The following is a 17,901-nucleotide window of genomic DNA, read 5'->3' as shown; positions in this document are numbered from 1 at the left end:
ACGCAGCTCAATCATAAAAGCCTTCCTGCAATAAAGCATTCACACATTGCACACTTCAATCCCTCAGTCTTTCTTCCTTATCAATTCAACAGTAGGCAAATCACCGCCAGCTTTTACGGTTGACATGCCGTGAATAGTAATTTCGGACTTGATAAAATCGTCTTCATCGGCTTTGTAAATATTATCGACATATTTTTGCGGATTGCGGTCGATATACGGAAACCAGGTACTGTGAATCTGAATCATAATACGATGGCCTTTTTTAAAAGTATGCAGCACATCCTGAAGCGGAACAGTTACGTTGGTTGGCACTCCGGGCTCAAATGGCTTTGGCTCGGAATAGCTGTCGCGGAAACGGCCACGGAAAACTTCGTGACGCACCAACTGTTGGTAGCCACCCATTTTTATATTTTTTGGATTGTGCTCGTAATTTGGATGATCATCCGGATAAACATCAATCAGTTTTACTACAAAATCGGCATCAGTACCCGTCATTGAAACTACCAGCTGCGCCAGAATTTCGCCGGCAATAGTAACATCTTCTTCCAACACATCGGTTTTAAACGCCAGCACATCGGGGCGGTAAGAAGCATGGCGTTGATCGTCGGTAATAAAATTTCTCGGCGTAAATGTTAATCCTTCAATTTCCGAGCGATACGGCACCGGTTTGGCCGGATCGCTGACATAGCTAAATTCTGCATCTGCCGTGGTAGCAGTATTCATCAATAGTTTGCCATTTTTACCAAAGGAAAAACTCGTGGTTTCAACATCTTTTGGTGGCCATTCATCGTATTTCTTCCACTCCTTTAATCCGGTATCAAACATGTAGGCTTCCGGTAAAGTCATTTTCCCTTCATCTTTCAGGTAATAATCGAAAAAGGCTTTTTCCATTTCAAGCTGAAAGAAAGTAGAAATACTGTCGCCAAAGTAAATATGATTCACAGTTTGTTTTCCGCGTTCGCGCGACCAGCCACCGTGTGTCCACGGCCCCATAACAATGGTACTTTTTGCATCCGGATCATTATGCTGAATGGTTTTATAAATGTTTATCGGCCCAAACAAATCCTCGGCATCAAACCAGCCGCCAACAGTAAGCACTGCAGGTTTAATATCTTTTAGATGTGGAAGAATAGAACGTTTCTGCCAAAATTCATCGTAGTTGGGATGCTCCACACCTGGTTCCAAAAGAAATTATCGTAATGATATTTTTTAGTAATATTTTTTAAAGGTCCCAGCGCCAGATTAAATTCATAACCATTTGCCGGACGATCTTTATACAAGCGCATCATTTTATCAGTGTACCATGTTTTATTGGTTAACGAATCTTTCTGGTAACCAAACACCGGAAATGCGGCCATGTACGATTGCAGAAATGCTCCCTGGTGATGGAAATCGTCGAAAAAGAAATCAGAAATTGGTGCCTGTGGCGAGGAAGCTTTTAAGGCCGGGTGCGCATCAAGCAAAGCGGCAGCACTGTAATGTCCGGGATATGAAATTCCGTAAATCCCTACCTTGCCGTTATTGCCTTTAATATTCTTTATGAGCCAATCGATTGTATCATAAGTATCCGAGCTTTCATCGATATCTTTTTTGTTTTTCACATCGTTACCCGGAATGTTGGGGCGCATGTTATCAAAAGTACCTCCCGACATGTAACGGCCACGCACATCCTGGTAAACCAAAATATATCCACCTCGAATCAGGTAGGCGGATGGCGCCCGGAGTTTGTTATGGCGTGTCCCGTCAACGTTGTAACACGTACGATTCATCAACATCGGGTACGATTTCGACTCGTCTTTTGGCGTATAAACCACTGTAAATAACTTTACGCCGTCGCGCATTTCTATAAAGTATTCCGACTCGTTGTAATGCATTGCAACATAAAGCGAATCGGCATTTTCGGCCTTAGCATTACCACCAATAAATAACATAAGAATCACCAGAAAGGACAAATAACAAGGCTTCATAAAATGATTTAAAATTTGTAGTGTAGAAAAACAACCAGAATTTTTATTGCCGCCAAATATAAACAGATTATCATCACATCGGGATGTTTTATGTCATTATTACAATTTGAAGCTTGATCTATTTTCAAATGGAGTATTAATTCAAAAAAAAGACCTTCAAGGTTTTAGAAACCTTGAAGGTCTGAATAAATAAATATCGTTTCAATTTTACATCAAACCACAACCTGTAAGACAAACAACAACGGGTTCTGTGGGTTGAATATCGTTTCAATTTTACATCAAACCACAACCTTAAAGGTATACTCAAAGTTTTCAGATTTGTTGAATATCGTTTCAATTTTACATCAAACCACAACCTCGATGGTGTGGGCGACTTCCGCGCCTTTGTTGAATATCGTTTCAATTTTACATCAAACCACAACTTACTTCGGGTTAATTAATTCGCCGGTGTGTTGAATATCGTTTCAATTTTACATCAAACCACAACCAGTGCATCTTTCACTTTCAAAGTTACTTGTTGAATATCGTTTCAATTTTACATCAAACCACAACTGATTGGGTTTCTTTGGAATCTGATGGTACGTTGAATATCGTTTCAATTTTACATCAAACCACAACGGTATTGGCAAATGCCCAAATCAGGAAAGAGTTGAATATCGTTTCAATTTTACATCAAACCACAACGTGTTACATTATCACCTTTTCTCAATCTTGTTGAATATCGTTTCAATTTTACATCAAACCACAACCACACCTCCTTTTAATATGATTGCTTTTAGGTTGAATATCGTTTCAATTTTACATCAAACCACAACGTGTTTGGCACAATTACAAATTCCATTTCGTTGAATATCGTTTCAATTTTACATCAAACCACAACAGTGCATTGCTTGATTCACTACTTCTAACAGTTGAATATCGTTTCAATTTTACATCAAACCACAACATGGCAGAAAAAAGCAACGACCAGCAATGGGTTGAATATCGTTTCAATTTTACATCAAACCACAACGGTCCGGGGTGTTTGCTTCCGCAAATTCGGTTGAATATCGTTTCAATTTTACATCAAACCACAACACCAGCCTGCAAACCTCTTTTATGTGTTTGGTTGAATATCGTTTCAATTTTACATCAAACCACAACTAAACTAATGGCCGACCCGCTGTTTTTAGAGTTGAATATCGTTTCAATTTTACATCAAACCACAACCAGCAGCAGGAGCATGGAGAACCGTACTAAGTTGAATATCGTTTCAATTTTACATCAAACCACAACCTATTTTGGACGCGACAACACCAGCCATTCGTTGAATATCGTTTCAATTTTACATCAAACCACAACCTTCCTTCAATTGATAACAATTTTTCTAGGTTGAATATCGTTTCAATTTTACATCAAACCACAACCTTGACATTCTCCTCCAAAACCGCACGATGGTTGAATATCGTTTCAATTTTACATCAAACCACAACCATACTGTTACGAACTTAAAGCGACATCGTGTTGAATATCGTTTCAATTTTACATCAAACCACAACTACGCTGAAGGTTTTGCTCACCATTTAGGTGTTGAATATCGTTTCAATTTTACATCAAACCACAACCTCGATAGCCTCGCGCCAAGTGGGGTCGTTGTTGAATATCGTTTCAATTTTACATCAAACCACAACTTTAATGTAGCGACCAAACAAATTTACAGGTTGAATATCGTTTCAATTTTACATCAAACCACAACCGTTGCAATGCCTTTTAAATTCGATTGCAAGTTGAATATCGTTTCAATTTTACATCAAACCACAACCTTCTCCGAATAAGGTATCTCTTGAAGTTTGTTGAATATCGTTTCAATTTTACATCAAACCACAACCATGACATAAAAATTTAGTTCTGTAATTAGTGTTGAATATCGTTTCAATTTTACATCAAACCACAACCCTCGGTATTTCTGCAATCCAACTGCGTGAGTTGAATATCGTTTCAATTTTACATCAAACCACAACACCCTGCTGTGTACCTGTAGACTTTTTGAAGTTGAATATCGTTTCAATTTTACATCAAACCACAACCCGTGAAAAGCTGTTAGTAATACGTAAAGTGTTGAATATCGTTTCAATTTTACATCAAACCACAACGCGACGGTTCTGACGGTGTGAATCCTAACCGTTGAATATCGTTTCAATTTTACATCAAACCACAACACTCATCTTCCATCAGCACAAATCTTATTGTTGAATATCGTTTCAATTTTACATCAAACCACAACTGGTTCAAGTTATTCAATTTATGGTTTGGAGTTGAATATCGTTTCAATTTTACATCAAACCACAACTTGGGTCTTTCAAACAATAAAATCAGTTCAGTTGAATATCGTTTCAATTTTACATCAAACCACAACCAGGGCGCATTGATTGAAGTAGATAAACCAGTTGAATATCGTTTCAATTTTACATCAAACCACAACTCCGGATCATCCAATCCTTTAAACAGTATTGTTGAATATCGTTTCAATTTTACATCAAACCACAACCATGAAAATGAAATGGGGTGCTTTAGTAGTGTTGAATATCGTTTCAATTTTACATCAAACCACAACCCTGCCTGAGTAGTTGTTGTGAATTGTTTTGTTGAATATCGTTTCAATTTTACATCAAACCACAACTTGTCTGTGTGGATCTGTTGAGAAGGTAATGTTGAATATCGTTTCAATTTTACATCAAACCACAACTGATGGGATCTTCACCAACACCATATTTTAGTTGAATATCGTTTCAATTTTACATCAAACCACAACTACGGAGATTTTGAGGCTTTCCGCTTTACCGTTGAATATCGTTTCAATTTTACATCAAACCACAACTCAATTATAGGACAAGTGTAAATTTGTTATGTTGAATATCGTTTCAATTTTACATCAAACCACAACAAAGCAGCCTCTAAGATTGAAATAAATGATGTTGAATATCGTTTCAATTTTACATCAAACCACAACCTTAATGGTTGTTTCTCCAATTTCGTGTAAGTTGAATATCGTTTCAATTTTACATCAAACCACAACTACAGTAACATACTCCCATCCTTGCGCCGCGTTGAATATCGTTTCAATTTTACATCAAACCACAACCCTGCCCCCTGTGGTAATATTGTATTATGGTTGAATATCGTTTCAATTTTACATCAAACCACAACCGAAATGGTGTAACTGTCTGTTACTTTTTCGTTGAATATCGTTTCAATTTTACATCAAACCACAACCTTGAAGCTACTGTTTCAGAACAAAAGAAAGTTGAATATCGTTTCAATTTTACATCAAACCACAACCGGTCGAGCGCTTTTTGATGCATGCGTAAAGTTGAATATCGTTTCAATTTTACATCAAACCACAACTATTACGAACAGCAGCTATAACTCATGAATGTTGAATATCGTTTCAATTTTACATCAAACCACAACCTTGAAGCTACTGTTTCAGAACAAAAGAAAGTTGAATATCGTTTCAATTTTACATCAAACCACAACCGGTCGAGCGCTTTTTGATGCATGCGTAAAGTTGAATATCGTTTCAATTTTACATCAAACCACAACTATTACGAACAGCAGCTATAACTCATGAATGTTGAATATCGTTTCAATTTTACATCAAACCACAACCGATCGGCCAATAGCCATTTATTATGCCTTGTTGAATATCGTTTCAATTTTACATCAAACCACAACCATTGCATCTTTCACTTTCAAAGTTACTTTGTTGAATATCGTTTCAATTTTACATCAAACCACAACTGTGCGGTGTGGTATACACATTTGTTTTATGTTGAATATCGTTTCAATTTTACATCAAACCACAACTTTTACCACGACTGGATGCGTAAAAGGAGCGTTGAATATCGTTTCAATTTTACATCAAACCACAACTTGCCGTAACGTTTGGCTTTCTCCGGATCCGTTGAATATCGTTTCAATTTTACATCAAACCACAACATTACCAGATACTTCGTGCTTCAGACATCGGTTGAATATCGTTTCAATTTTACATCAAACCACAACTAATTCAATAGGTGGCAGTGTTTTCGATGGTTGAATATCGTTTCAATTTTACATCAAACCACAACCGTTGACAATGAGCCCAAAAAGGAGCAGCAGTTGAATATCGTTTCAATTTTACATCAAACCACAACACCGCTGAAGGAGGCCGCTTTAACGACCTGGTTGAATATCGTTTCAATTTTACATCAAACCACAACTCTTTGCCGTGGTCGAGTGTTATAGTTTCTGTTGAATATCGTTTCAATTTTACATCAAACCACAACCGGAAACCAGTAGGGCCATTCAGTTAATAAGTTGAATATCGTTTCAATTTTACATCAAACCACAACAAACATCATGAAATCGTATTCACAAAACAAGTTGAATATCGTTTCAATTTTACATCAAACCACAACCAAGGGGTGGGTATCTCCTGTTTTTACTGGTGTTTCAGGTAAAATTACAAGGTAGATTATGCCCTTTCTCCGGCAGGGAAGCGGAATGATGTATTGTTTTTTTTATTCTATGTTGTATAATTGATATTCCGTCAAAATATCAAAGAACGGTTTACGAATGTAACATTTTCCGGTCAAACCTTCAAGGTTTTCAGAAACCTTGAAGGTTTATTCGTGCCGGTTAAAACATTTCGAGTTGTTTGGGGCCTTCGGGCAAGGGGCTCGATTTATTGCCCCACACGTTTATAATGTTTCCGTATTGTTTATCGGTTACCGTAAGTATGCTCACCTGGCCGTGCTCGGGGATGAAACTTTTTACCCGTTTTATGTGCACTTCAGCACTTTCTTTACTGGCACAATGGCGGTTATACACCGAAAACTGCATCATCGAAAAACCGTCTTTCATCAGGTCTTTACGAAAACGGCTTGCCAGGCGGCGCTCCTTTTTGGTAGTAACCGGGAGGTCGAAAAAAACAAATAACCACATAATATGATAGGCATTTAAGCGGATGCGATGCATAGTGATTGCATTTTAGACCTTGAAGGTTTTTGAAACCTTCAAGGTCTGTAAAAAAATTATTCAAAAACAGGGTAACATATTTTACGTTGTTCGCCGGCAAAACACCGTGCCAGCGAGGCGGTGGTTTGCTGCAAAGCAATCATTAGCGGGCGTTTGTTCTCCCCAATATTAACATCCACTGTCATTAATTGAAGTAGCTCGGCCTTATGTTCTTTTTCCAAACCAAAAGTTCCGGGGTATTTTTCGTTCAGGTCGAAAGCAATTTCATCTACATAAGGGCGGTAAGGTTCCATAATATCGTCGGCCAGACAAAAGGCATTGTAACGGTTACGGTGGTGAATGCCCAGAGTGGCCAGCAGTCCCGATCCGGCCAATGCCCGGGCTACAGCAGAGCGTAACAGAATATAGCCGTAATTCAGAAAATTATTGGGTGGCTCGCCATAGCGGTCGCGAATAAAATCTTTGCCCAGCAGGGCGATCCAGTAAATGCGTGCGGCAAAACCTTCGCGGTTATCGCTGTCGCCGCTTTTAACTGCTTTTGCAATGTTTTTAAGCTGCACACTTTTCTTCCCCAGTTTATCGAGCAGCCTGCCCTGGTTTTTCACCTTGGCCTCAATAGTTTGTTTCCAGAGGTTCTTTTTTAATGGTTCCGAGGCGGCTATCTGTGCCCTGAACAATTCGTTTTGAATATGATGGGCATCAAGCGGCAACAACATCGATGAGGGCATGTGTTTGCTGTCGCAAAAAACGGTTGCCACATTATTTTCGCTTAGTTCTTCCACCAGTTTCATGGTAAACGAGATTTGCGGATGGTCGAGCACCAGAAAGCCGATGTCTTCAACCGGAGCGGTTTTTAGTACCATCCCTCCCCGCTCGCTTACCTGTAATTGGCTGTTTTTTAACGACAGGTAGTAGGGGTTTGAAATAAATAGTGTACGTTTTAGCATGATAATTGGTTTTTTAGGTTACCTCCAGACCTTTAAGGTTTCAGAAACCTTAAAGGTCTCCCTGACAACTGATCTTTAATTCATCAAACTTTTTAATTTCTTCCTGCGAATGAAATTTTTCAAAATTCGACTTATCAGTAAACCACTTTAGCACTTCGGCCCTGCTTAGTTTTGTTGTTTTAGGTGAAATAACTGTCAGGTACGAACTCCACGGATAATCAAGGTAATGTTCACAGAAATCATGGTGAATGGGATTATGGTGGATGTAGTACACCAAATATTTCAGATGGGCATCCGATTCAATTTTAATTCTTCGGAAAGGGTGCTCAAACAAACTTCCGGTGCGTTGGTAACGTTTGTTTATGGCTTTGGTGTAGGCGTTAAAAAGATTTGAAAATTGTTGGTTTACAAAAGTTCGGTTTGTTCCTTTCAAACCTTCAAGGTTTTCGAAACCTTGAAGGTTTAGTTCCCGGGTAGTTTTTATCCGAACCAGCAAATGAAAATGATTCCGCATTAACACCCACGCATACGTATTGGCAACCGGTGAAATATACTTATCGCACAAATGCAGGAAATATTCATAATTCTCGTTCTCGCGAAACAGGTTACAAGCATTAATGCCGCGGTTATAAACGTGATAGAACTTGCCGTATTCAAGTGGGATAGTTTTCATTTCTTTAATTCATTTATATAGACCTTTAAGGTTTTAAAAACCTTAAAGGTCTGAGATCTGATTCAAATATGAGTTTACCCTTTCACCACAATACCCAGTTTTTCCAGCAACTGCGGTTTATCGGCCAGCGCAATGCGGGCAATTACTTCGTAATCGTTTACCCATTCGGCCAGTTCTTCCAGTTTTTCGTCGCGTTCCTGGGTGGCATTTTGGGCATCGCCCATTTCTTTCTTTTTGTTTTCCGATGCACTTGCTACGGCCTCAATTTCGGCCAGTTCGGCACTAATTTTCTCTTCGGTTTGCCCATAGGTGGCCAGTGCGGCTTTCCATTCGTCGTTGGCCAAAATAGCCCGGTAAAAACCAATGGTTTGTTTCAGCCATCCGCTGAGGGTACTGGCCCGGCGCCCCGTTAAATCGAGTGTTGAAATGGCCTTTACATCCTTTTTAAAGGCTATTTTGCAAATGGCCAGCAAATCCATGTATTTGCTATGGGCTTCTGCTCGCTGGGTTTCGTAGGCATTTTGTGCGGCATCAACCTCGCCATACTCGCGTTTTTGGGTTTCAACTAAGGTGGTAGCCTCGCTTAACAGGCCAGCTCCTTCGGTAAGTTTAGTTTCGGTGTATCCAAGTGGCGATACCGCATTCAACACTTTTCGGTCGCTTAAACTGTTGTTAATGCGTAATCCCGATTCATAAATGATTTCTTCAATGGTCAATTCTGACGTGTTCATAAATAAATGATTTTGTTTCTTTTTGAAAAATTAACATCGTATCCTGCACTATTGGCAGCTTAAGGGCGAACATCGGAAAATTTGGAAAATGAGGTAAAGGTTAACCACAAATATCCATTCAATCCACTGTTCAGGGTCGTTTTATTGAATTGTATTACAATGAGTCCTGCTTTTTCAGAAAATTTCTTCCGGAAATGCTAAAAACGGAACAGAAATGCGACACGACGTGGTAGTGTTGCATTTCCGGGCGGTTTTTTCCGCTTCTGACCGGTTTGTTGCATTTCTGTTTGGTTTGTTCCAATTCTGCCTGGTTTTCTACCATTTCCGGGTGGTTCAATGGCATTTCCCGATGGTTCGCGACATTTCCGGGCGGTTTGTAGCAAAACCTGACGGTTGGTTCTGTTTGTTTTTTGGTTTTTAACACTTTGTGTTGTTTTTCGGTTTCTTTCTTTTGGGCTTGAAATGCTTTCGGGTTTGTAAAACTCCGAAAGGTTTGTTGTTGCAGTAACTTTTCCAAAGTTTCAGAAACTTTGGAAAAGTTTTGGTTCATCACCCCCGAAGAGTCTTTACGACCTTTGGGTGTTTTTTCGGTTCTTTCGTAATCCTTCAAGGTTTTTGGGGCCTTGAAGGATTGGGTGGTTCATTTTAATCGTTTTATTTTGCCTAAAGGTGTTAATTCGAAATCAACTCCTTCTATTAGTGCATTAAACTGATTATGATTCATTTTTCGATATGGCTTAAAATTCTCATTCATTTCGAATGCACCATCTTTAACTTTTAATTCAGTTGTTGGCTGAGCTTCTTGATGAAACCTCATTATTATAGTAGCAAAGAAATATTTTCCTTGAATAATCTGCTGAGAAAGACCAACAACCTTATACATTCTCCTTTTTATTTCCTCAGCTGAAATATCCCAAACTTCATCCGGAGTATTTTCCCAAAGCATTACCATAGTGCCCACTTTTATAATGGCTTTAAATGGCAAATCAATTTTCCCGGCTATCTTTTTCTGCGGAAATAAACTATCAGCCTCTCCCAATTCCTGGGCTTTTAAAATATTCTGAACAGAGTATTTGAAAAACTCGCCTGCCTGCATATTGTTAACAATCTCAAAATCGCGTTTTAGCTTCCCTTTTTTATCCTTTCCTTCATAAATTGCCATCATGTAATTACCATCGTTGGTGGCAAAATAATCTTCTTTCCAGGGTTTCGGGTTCTTTTGCGATTTATCGCGCTGTTTTTTAATGCGTAAAGGATTGGTTACGGAAGGTTGGAGTAACCTTACCTTTTTTATGGGAACAGGAGTGCCGTTTTTATTCGGCAGAGAATACAATAATCGTATCTGCTCTTCAATAGTTGCAATATCCTGCTTTAGCCCAGCTTCTTCGCGTTCTTCAGCTTTCTGAAGTTTCTTTTTTAATGCTTCTATCTCTTTTTTGAGATTCTTTTCTTCTTTTCGGGCATTCGCAACAATTTCGCGAATACGTTCATCAACAATATTCTTAATATTGCTATCTTCCACCATATCCAAAGGCTTACGGACAACATATTTAATTTTCTCCTCTATTTCGCCCTTTTTATTTGTTTCTTCTCGTTTTATTGCGCCGTATAAGGTGTCTTTGTGCAAACTCCCCCGCACAGTATCGCCTTTTAAATAAATGGGATCTCCATTTTTATTGTATTGAATTTTACCGCGTTTTCGCAGTTTCTTTTTGCTTTGTTTGGGCAGTACATCGGGTGTATGATGCGATACCAGCACCTCTTTTTCAATATCTTTTACATCTTCGGCAAAAGTTAGCCAGGGCTTTTCAACTTCAGGTTTAGCTTCATGTCCACGTTCAAAAGCATCTTCACTGTCGTGATAAAATTTTGCCAGAGTTTCGTAATTACTTTTATCCATGCAAGCTATTGTAATGGCATCAATGCAATGATGAACATGGTTAACACGGGCTTTTTTTGTGTAAATATCCTGTAATCCCCACATTTTACGAAAATCGGCAACGGTGTTGCCTTTTACCGTATATACTTTTGGAAAAACGGTTTTCATGTATAGCCGCGAATATTTAGTAATGATGCCAATATCTACCATTTGGCTGTTTTTAAAACCTTCCGGCACTTCTTCCATTGTAAAGCGTTTGTATTTATTCTTCCAATAGTTGCGCTCGTAGGAAAGTTGATGTCGTTTTTGAATAGCTTTATCTTTTTGATCCTTATCGCCAGCCCCTTTCGATTGGCGAACCGCCTTTTGAATCTCCTTCTCCAGTTTCTCTATTTCTTCTTTCCAGTGCTCTATTCGAACTAATATTTCAGCGGAGTTCGGTAATTCGGATGGAATTCTGTTTCTTTTAGTCTTTCTATTGAACTCATTTTCACAAAGCGTTTTGTTTTCCTGCGAATTGTCGTACGACTGACTGCGTGGGATGGTATGTTCAATATCAAACCGGGGGTCAGAACCCAGAAAATCTTCAATATTAATAGGTTTGCCCGTGTACAGACAAATGCGTCTTTGTTCTTCCCATAGTTGATATTTTAATACTTCATCTACCGAGGGTTGATAATCTGGAGAGAAATGTTCTTTTATTCGTTCAATATATTCTTTACGTTTTTTCTCCCTGTCGTCTTGCCAGCGCCTCAAACCTGTTCTTTCGTTTGCATTTAACAAACCGCGCGACATTTCAATGTTAATTTTAGTATTGGAATCAATTGTACCTGCTTTTATCAGTTCATTAATTACCAAACGAAGTTGATGTAGCGCACGCATAGCCATCGGGTTGCGTACCGATGATGTCATGGGGCTACCGAGATAGAGCCTGCCATCTTTTCCCCTTTTGGCGGGTTTATAGGTTTCAATCGCCGAAGGATGATATAATTTTTTTGCATTAAGATTTTCTTCCCCAAAATTATCACCCAGAAATGTTAGAACTGCTTCGTCAAGGCGCTCAGCTTTCACATGTTCTCCTTTCCCAAGGTTTTTAGGCATATATTCAGCTATAAGTCGTTGCGTCGTATTGATAAGATTATTCTTTTTATACTCGGAAAAGGTTTCAAAACGCTTTGCTCCAAAGACCGTTTTAATTTTTCTGTCAAGATCGTTAAAATACAAGTGTTTAGCCTCTTCGCTCCACACCTCATTCTCTCGACGGGCATTGGTAATAAATCCATTCACCATATTTACGATTGTGGTATTGTCAGAATGGTTTTCAATAATCTCTTTAATAGTAGTTCTTATTATTTTTCTATTCTCTTCATTTTTCCAAACATGAGCAGGCACTGTCTCCTCCATATTGGCTAAAAAGACTGCATGTGAGTATATTAAACCTTCACGCAAATAAGGAAGAATTTTATTGATGGCTTTCAGGCTCAACGATGCAAAATCTTGTTTTAGGTGAATTTTCTGCGAAAATAAAGTCATTTTATCCTCACTAAAATCAAAATGCTTTTGTGCATATTCTTTTAGTTTCTTATCTGAATCGAAGGTGTAGAGTACATGCCAGGCATCCGAAACAAACTTAGGAGTTCTGTTGTTACCGCCTTTTATGTAATTAAAATCTTCATCAATAAATTCACCCCCAAACAGATCCTTGAACCTTGCTGAAACAGGGCAGCCACTAACCGTGGTTTTCATTGAATAGTTCAGCAAGTAATCCTCAGGGTTTTTGTTCCTGTCCCTGTAATATTTGTATTGCTTTTTAGGGGCAAGTTGTTTGGCTAAATCTTCAAAATCGAAATGTTCGCGTTGCAAGAAAAAGCGAGGCACTATTTTACTTCGTTCTTCTGCATTAAGAATCCTTAACTTTTCATCATCGGGTGTCTTTATTTTAATATTATTGATAAAGCAAAGCATTCGGTATTCCTCAAATTCCGGCCGCGACACGGCACATCGGGCTTTAGTTGGTTCAAATACACATTTGCCAATCAAACCTTTTTGCGACTTTAACGGACGCTGGTAAAAAATGGCTTTGTGCAATTTTTGTTGCAATTCTTCCGGGATATTCTGAAATGCACATATACGCTTAAATTCATCCAGGTAATCATCTTCCCTGCTTGTATACTGGTCTCTTATTTTTTCTCCCTTTAAGTAACAATCATCATAAAAATACTGGCCTAATGTTCTATCACCCTTCTTTTCCTGTAACTCTTTAATACTACTTTTTACCTTTCCTGTTTCATTCTCAGGCGTTGAATCCAAACGGTTACTGAAAAACCCCCTTCGTTGTGCCAGATGGTAAAAAGCACGGCCCAATTTGTATTTATTTTCCTCCTTGTTTAAATCTAATTGCCGGGTTATTGCCAGTTTCCGAAAAAAATAAGGGTGTTTTTCTGAATCTTCATCGGTATGCCACCAGTTACGAAAACTAATATTTTTGGGATATATCTTTTTGTATCGCCATAAGTCTAATTCTTCACTTGCTAGATGCGGACAATAACCATATTCCGACAGCGCTTTAAGAGTTTCTATTTTGCGTAGTTTTCTACGGTATTTCAATCTTCGGGCACTGCGGTGTTCTGTTCGTTCAGCCGCTTTCGAACTTTCTATGCCTTTTTCAATTTTTACTCCTTCCTGAAAAATTCGTACTCCTTTATCTAACAAAGAGAATTCTCCATCTTGTTTTTCTACAACAGCCCATCCAACGCTGTTTGTTCCGAGGTCGAGTCCTAAAATTTTAGCCATTTTACAATGCGTTTCTAAGGTTTTTAAAGAATTATGTTGTTAAATATAAATAGATTTTAATAAAAATGTATTACATTAGCCTAGCTTTTATAAAGCATCTGTTCAAAAACATAGAATTCAATTTTACATCTTATCACAATAAGGCTATATGCCGAAGGAAAAAAATTCCTGTACTCCCGCCTCGGTGGGAGTTTTTTTTGCCTTTTTTTAACAACGAGACCTTCAAGGTTTTAAAAACCTTGAAGGTCTGATGTCAACAAAAAAAGCGGAACCCAACTAAATGAATTCCGCTTTTTGTATGGTAATTAAAAACAATTACAATTCCGTGTTCAGCACTGAATAGTTCTGAACCAGCTTTTCCATATCCTGAACAACATCCTTTTTCTTTTCGCCGAAAAGATTTTTGTAATAGTCGATTCCAGCCATCAAGTTCTTTTTGAACTTCGCCAGGTTACGCTTTTCCTTCACATCATCCATATTTTTTTGAAAAGCTTCCATTCGCTCCTTAAAAATATCGAGGTACATATTCAGTTCTTTCAAAAACATATGCGGCCGATAACCTTTATCGAGCAAATTAATACGTCCGTAAATATGATCAACCATCTCTTTTAAAGTCGAAATTTTTGAGAAATAAGCCAAATTAGGCCCCGGACAAACCGTTACTTTTTCGGCATCTTTCATTTCCATTCCTTTCGAAAGCAGAGTTGAAACACTTAAACCTATACACAAACATTCGGGCTCAATAATTTTTTCGTAGGCCTTTTTGTATTCAGCTTCCGGCAAATTCATTTCATCCAGTTGTTGTAATTTAAGTGTTTGATATTGGCGTGATGAGGTACAAATTGGCTTTTCGGTAAATTCAGTATTATAACGTAAAAACCCTTTAGTACAAGGTGTTCCAGGTTTTCCATCCTGGGCAAGTTGCAACCTTCTTTTACTCATCGATGCCCCTTTAATACTATTAAAAGGAACACCAAGTGGCGATAATCCGCTATAGTAATAATCTTTTTCTTTTCCCTTAGCCAGTATATCCATCGTTTCTGTATCGATGCTTATTACTTCGGGTACCAACATAAACGGAGTTGCCCAACCCACACTGTCCATATTGTACTCATCAAGCAGGAAATTATGCTCTTCGCTGGTGCCTACCCCGCCCTGAGCGGTAACTTTTAGCTCTGGCTCTTCAGCCGGTTGCGGCATTTCTTTTTTGGTGAGTGCCGCCTTATAAGCTTCGGCACAAGTACTAAAAAGTTTTTCGCGATTTTGTTTAAACTCTTCCAAAATAGGTCCAAATAAAACTCCATCAGTTGGAAAAGCATGGCCGCCGCAATTTACTCCCGATTCAATACGGTATTCCGACACCCACAAACCTTTTGCTGCAAACATTTTCCCCTGGATAAAAGCCGAACGGAAATCGCTCACTTTCAGAATAATTTTCTTTTTAATCCTACCTTTCACATCGGGGAAAAAGTCTTTAAAATTCTCGATGTAGCTGTACAAACGCGGACTCATTCCGGCAGAAAGTACCAGCGACGAACTTAAATTACTGTTGGCATAACCACGTAAAGCAGCATGTGCATCGTTCTGTTCTATCGGTAATTGCTCGCCACTTTTGTAGTGTGCCTGATCCAGTTTTGTCATGATGTTTACATCAATCGACCCCACATGCAATTTTTCTTTCACCCATTTTGAAAAATCGTCGGCAGCAATACGACCTCTATCGGCAAATTTCGATTTTAACGACGAAGTATTAGGAAGCATATCAATGTACTTTTCCAATTCGCCACTTGCACTCGATGTTGCATTTCTAAGCTCTTCAACTTTCCTGTTCACAATCTCTTCCACCACGTTTAGGTAGGAGGTAATTCGTTCTGCCCTAAAGTCTTCTACTTTTTTCGATATAGCCTTATACGGAATATCAAATTTGTTGCAGTAAAATTCGCGCATTTTTTCAATTGTTCCATCGTCAACTAACGAAATCACTGATGAAATTCCGTATGGAGCAACGTTTACAGGAGTGTCTATTGAATATCCTACACCCAGAACGGGTATATGAAAAGAATGTCCTTCAAATATCTTCATGTACGTAAATATATAAAATCGGGGTTAATTATGCCCCGGTTCTGTTTAAAAAATTGGGAGCAAAGAAAACAAGTTATTTTACATTTGCTTGCAACTATTGATGCAATACCAAAATTGTTCAACTATTTTCCTGTTTATACTTAACCTTTATTCTGTTATTCGAATTTTATCGTCTAATATTCAATATTTCGATTGGCCAACCGTTCACTCTTCCAACATAAGAAATCGCATAAAGTCCGGAACCATTCGACGCTATCAGAAAAACAGATGACACAATTTCTCTTACCGGGGAGCCTACTACCAATCTTGATTCTTATTCTACCGAAAATCTGCCCGATATTAATGGAGTAACTTAATAAAGATGAAAAAATAACGTTTGTAGTTTCAACGCACGACCAGCGGGTAGATAATAAGACCCGGTGTGTAATTACCATCTGGGATAGAAAAGTAAATAGCAGCATGGTATTTGCATAAAAGATTTCATTCTAAAAAGTATAATCGTGAAAATGAGAATCGCACTATTTTTAATCGCTTTGAGTCTGTCAGTTTCAGCTGAAGAGACAACAAGAGATCGTACATTAAACACCGCAGTCGATGCGAATTACTTGACTGATCTGGAAAAGGAAGTGATATATGAGATCAACTTGTTCAGGTCTAATCCTTCGGAATATGCCGAAAAACACATTGCTCCACTGGCTAAATACTACGAAAGAAAGGTGCTGCATTACCCCGGCGACAAATCGATAATGACCCAGGAAGGCATTAGCGCATTACAAGAATGTGTGCGTGTGTTGAAAAAAGCCAGCCCTGTTCCGGTTTTATATCCCGACAAACTTTTGACCAAAGCGGCCAAAGATCATCAAAAAGACCAGTCAAAAACCGGCAAAACAGGGCACACCGGAAGAAATCGATCGAACTTAAAAGATCGGATTGAACGCTATGGAAAATGGCAGGTTCGTATTGCCGAGAATATTGCTTATGGAAATACTTCAGCACAGCAAATCGTCATTTTCCTATTGATCGATGATGGTGTAAAAAGCCGCGGACACCGTGCGAATCTCTTACAACCTGATTTTAAAAGTATCGGTGTGGCATGCGGTTCACATCCGCGTTATAATACCATGTGTGTGATGGATTTTGCCGGCGGCATGGAAAGTAAGTAGAAATACTGAATCAACAGTATAAGAAAAACGCAACATCGGAAGGGGCATTTGAAAATAGTTTTAAAAAAAATGGTACTGGAATTCCATGACATGGATATAACAGCGCCACCACCAGGACCAATGCCTGTAAAAATGTTTTAGGGAGAGTGGAACTTTTAGGGAGAGGAACTTTCTGATGAAAAAAAACAGTAGCGTTACAAATGGTAACACTACTGTTTTTTTGAGATTAACGGTTTCCGGTTTACTAGTTTGATGCTTTATCCAGCATCAGCAAGGAGTTAACAACAACCTCAGTCATATATTGCTTTTCCCCATTTTTATCTTCCCACTGGCGGTTTGTCAATTTCCCTTCAATGGCAATTTCTTTTCCTTTTTTCAGGTATTTCTCAGCAACTTCTGCATTTTTTCCCCAAGCTACCAATCGGTGCCATGTTGTTTCGGTTTGTTTATTCCCGTTACTATCGCGATAAATTTCGTTGGTTGCGATATTAAAATTGGCAACTACTTTTCCACTCTCTAATCTTTTTACTTTTGGGTCTTCTCCCAGGTTACCTAACAATCTTACGCTGTTTCTTAATGCATTCATGATATTTATTTTTTAGTTAATAATGTAGGACTGTATCTTATGCGAGTCCTGTAACGCAATTGTTGAAACAAATGTAGAGTGG

Annotated in this window: 11 protein-coding genes and 1 CRISPR repeat array; of the genes, 1 reads left to right on the top strand and 10 read right to left on the bottom strand. The window is 38.6% G+C overall.

Going from position 1 to position 17,901, the window contains the following annotated elements; all coding sequences use genetic code 11:
- Window positions 1–63 precede the first annotated feature (63 nt).
- The 9 genes from G0Q07_RS20255 to G0Q07_RS08955 all read right to left on the bottom strand — a co-directional run bounded on the left by G0Q07_RS20255 (window position 64) and on the right by G0Q07_RS08955 (window position 16,070).
- Complete coding sequence (locus G0Q07_RS20255; protein WP_203532708.1) at window positions 64–1,185, bottom strand: CocE/NonD family hydrolase; 1,122 nt, start codon at window positions 1,183–1,185, stop codon at window positions 64–66.
- The gene (locus tag G0Q07_RS21045; RefSeq protein ID WP_203532707.1) at window positions 1,116–1,967 is read right to left on the bottom strand and encodes a CocE/NonD family hydrolase; all 852 of its coding nucleotides are present in this window, start codon (window positions 1,965–1,967) and stop codon (window positions 1,116–1,118) included. Before G0Q07_RS21045 ends, G0Q07_RS20255 begins: the two co-directional genes overlap by 70 nt.
- A gap of 188 nt (window positions 1,968–2,155) precedes the next feature.
- Window positions 2,156–6,406: a CRISPR direct-repeat array (repeat unit 36 nt; unit sequence GTTGAATATCGTTTCAATTTTACATCAAACCACAAC).
- A 220-nt stretch (window positions 6,407–6,626) separates the two neighbouring features.
- Window positions 6,627–6,965, bottom strand: a complete 339-nt coding sequence (cas2, locus tag G0Q07_RS08985; protein WP_163345776.1) for a CRISPR-associated endonuclease Cas2 — start codon at window positions 6,963–6,965, stop codon at window positions 6,627–6,629.
- 56 nt (window positions 6,966–7,021) lie between these two features.
- On the bottom strand, window positions 7,022–7,912 hold the full coding sequence (gene cas1, locus G0Q07_RS08980) for a type II CRISPR-associated endonuclease Cas1 (protein WP_163345775.1): 891 nt from the start codon (window positions 7,910–7,912) through the stop codon (window positions 7,022–7,024).
- A 49-nt stretch (window positions 7,913–7,961) separates the two neighbouring features.
- The gene (locus G0Q07_RS08975; RefSeq protein ID WP_163345774.1) at window positions 7,962–8,585 is read right to left on the bottom strand and encodes a transposase; all 624 of its coding nucleotides are present in this window, start codon (window positions 8,583–8,585) and stop codon (window positions 7,962–7,964) included.
- A gap of 74 nt (window positions 8,586–8,659) precedes the next feature.
- Window positions 8,660–9,316 (bottom strand): hypothetical protein, encoded by a 657-nt coding sequence (locus G0Q07_RS08970; protein ID WP_163345773.1) that lies wholly within the window; start codon window positions 9,314–9,316, stop codon window positions 8,660–8,662.
- Window positions 9,317–9,470: 154 nt separating this feature from the next.
- Entirely contained in the window at window positions 9,471–9,926 is a 456-nt protein-coding gene (locus G0Q07_RS08965; protein WP_163345772.1) for a hypothetical protein, read from the bottom strand.
- A gap of 30 nt (window positions 9,927–9,956) precedes the next feature.
- Entirely contained in the window at window positions 9,957–13,988 is a 4,032-nt protein-coding gene (gene cas9, locus G0Q07_RS08960; protein WP_163345771.1) for a type II CRISPR RNA-guided endonuclease Cas9, read from the bottom strand.
- 315 nt (window positions 13,989–14,303) lie between these two features.
- On the bottom strand, window positions 14,304–16,070 hold the full coding sequence (locus G0Q07_RS08955; RefSeq protein ID WP_163345770.1) for a hypothetical protein: 1,767 nt from the start codon (window positions 16,068–16,070) through the stop codon (window positions 14,304–14,306).
- A gap of 506 nt (window positions 16,071–16,576) precedes the next feature.
- On the opposite strand from G0Q07_RS08955, the gene G0Q07_RS08950 reads away from it, so the two are divergent.
- Window positions 16,577–17,233: a CAP domain-containing protein gene (locus G0Q07_RS08950; protein ID WP_246223031.1), complete on the top strand. Its 657-nt coding sequence runs from the start codon at window positions 16,577–16,579 to the stop codon at window positions 17,231–17,233.
- A gap of 244 nt (window positions 17,234–17,477) precedes the next feature.
- Here the strand turns inward: G0Q07_RS08950 and G0Q07_RS08945 are convergent, their stop codons facing one another.
- Window positions 17,478–17,819: a single-stranded DNA-binding protein gene (locus G0Q07_RS08945; protein WP_163345768.1), complete on the bottom strand. Its 342-nt coding sequence runs from the start codon at window positions 17,817–17,819 to the stop codon at window positions 17,478–17,480.
- Window positions 17,820–17,901: the final 82 nt, after the last annotated feature.

The sequence above is a fragment of the Draconibacterium halophilum genome (assembly GCF_010448835.1).
In the GTDB taxonomy this organism is placed as follows: domain Bacteria; phylum Bacteroidota; class Bacteroidia; order Bacteroidales; family Prolixibacteraceae; genus Draconibacterium; species Draconibacterium halophilum.
This window is presented reverse-complemented; position numbering and strand designations above follow the sequence as displayed.

Coding starts and splice junctions, on each gene's coding strand:
- cas9 (WP_163345771.1), bottom strand. CDS start 13,988: ATGGCTAAAATTTTAGGACTCGACCTCGGAACAAACAGCGTTGGATGG.
- G0Q07_RS08970 (WP_163345773.1), bottom strand. CDS start 9,316: ATGAACACGTCAGAATTGACCATTGAAGAAATCATTTATGAATCGGGA.
- cas1 (WP_163345775.1), bottom strand. CDS start 7,912: ATGCTAAAACGTACACTATTTATTTCAAACCCCTACTACCTGTCGTTA.
- G0Q07_RS21045 (WP_203532707.1), bottom strand. CDS start 1,967: ATGAAGCCTTGTTATTTGTCCTTTCTGGTGATTCTTATGTTATTTATT.
- G0Q07_RS08955 (WP_163345770.1), bottom strand. CDS start 16,070: ATGAAGATATTTGAAGGACATTCTTTTCATATACCCGTTCTGGGTGTA.
- G0Q07_RS08950 (WP_246223031.1), top strand. CDS start 16,577: ATGAGAATCGCACTATTTTTAATCGCTTTGAGTCTGTCAGTTTCAGCT.
- cas2 (WP_163345776.1), bottom strand. CDS start 6,965: ATGCATCGCATCCGCTTAAATGCCTATCATATTATGTGGTTATTTGTT.
- G0Q07_RS08975 (WP_163345774.1), bottom strand. CDS start 8,585: ATGAAAACTATCCCACTTGAATACGGCAAGTTCTATCACGTTTATAAC.
- G0Q07_RS08945 (WP_163345768.1), bottom strand. CDS start 17,819: ATGAATGCATTAAGAAACAGCGTAAGATTGTTAGGTAACCTGGGAGAA.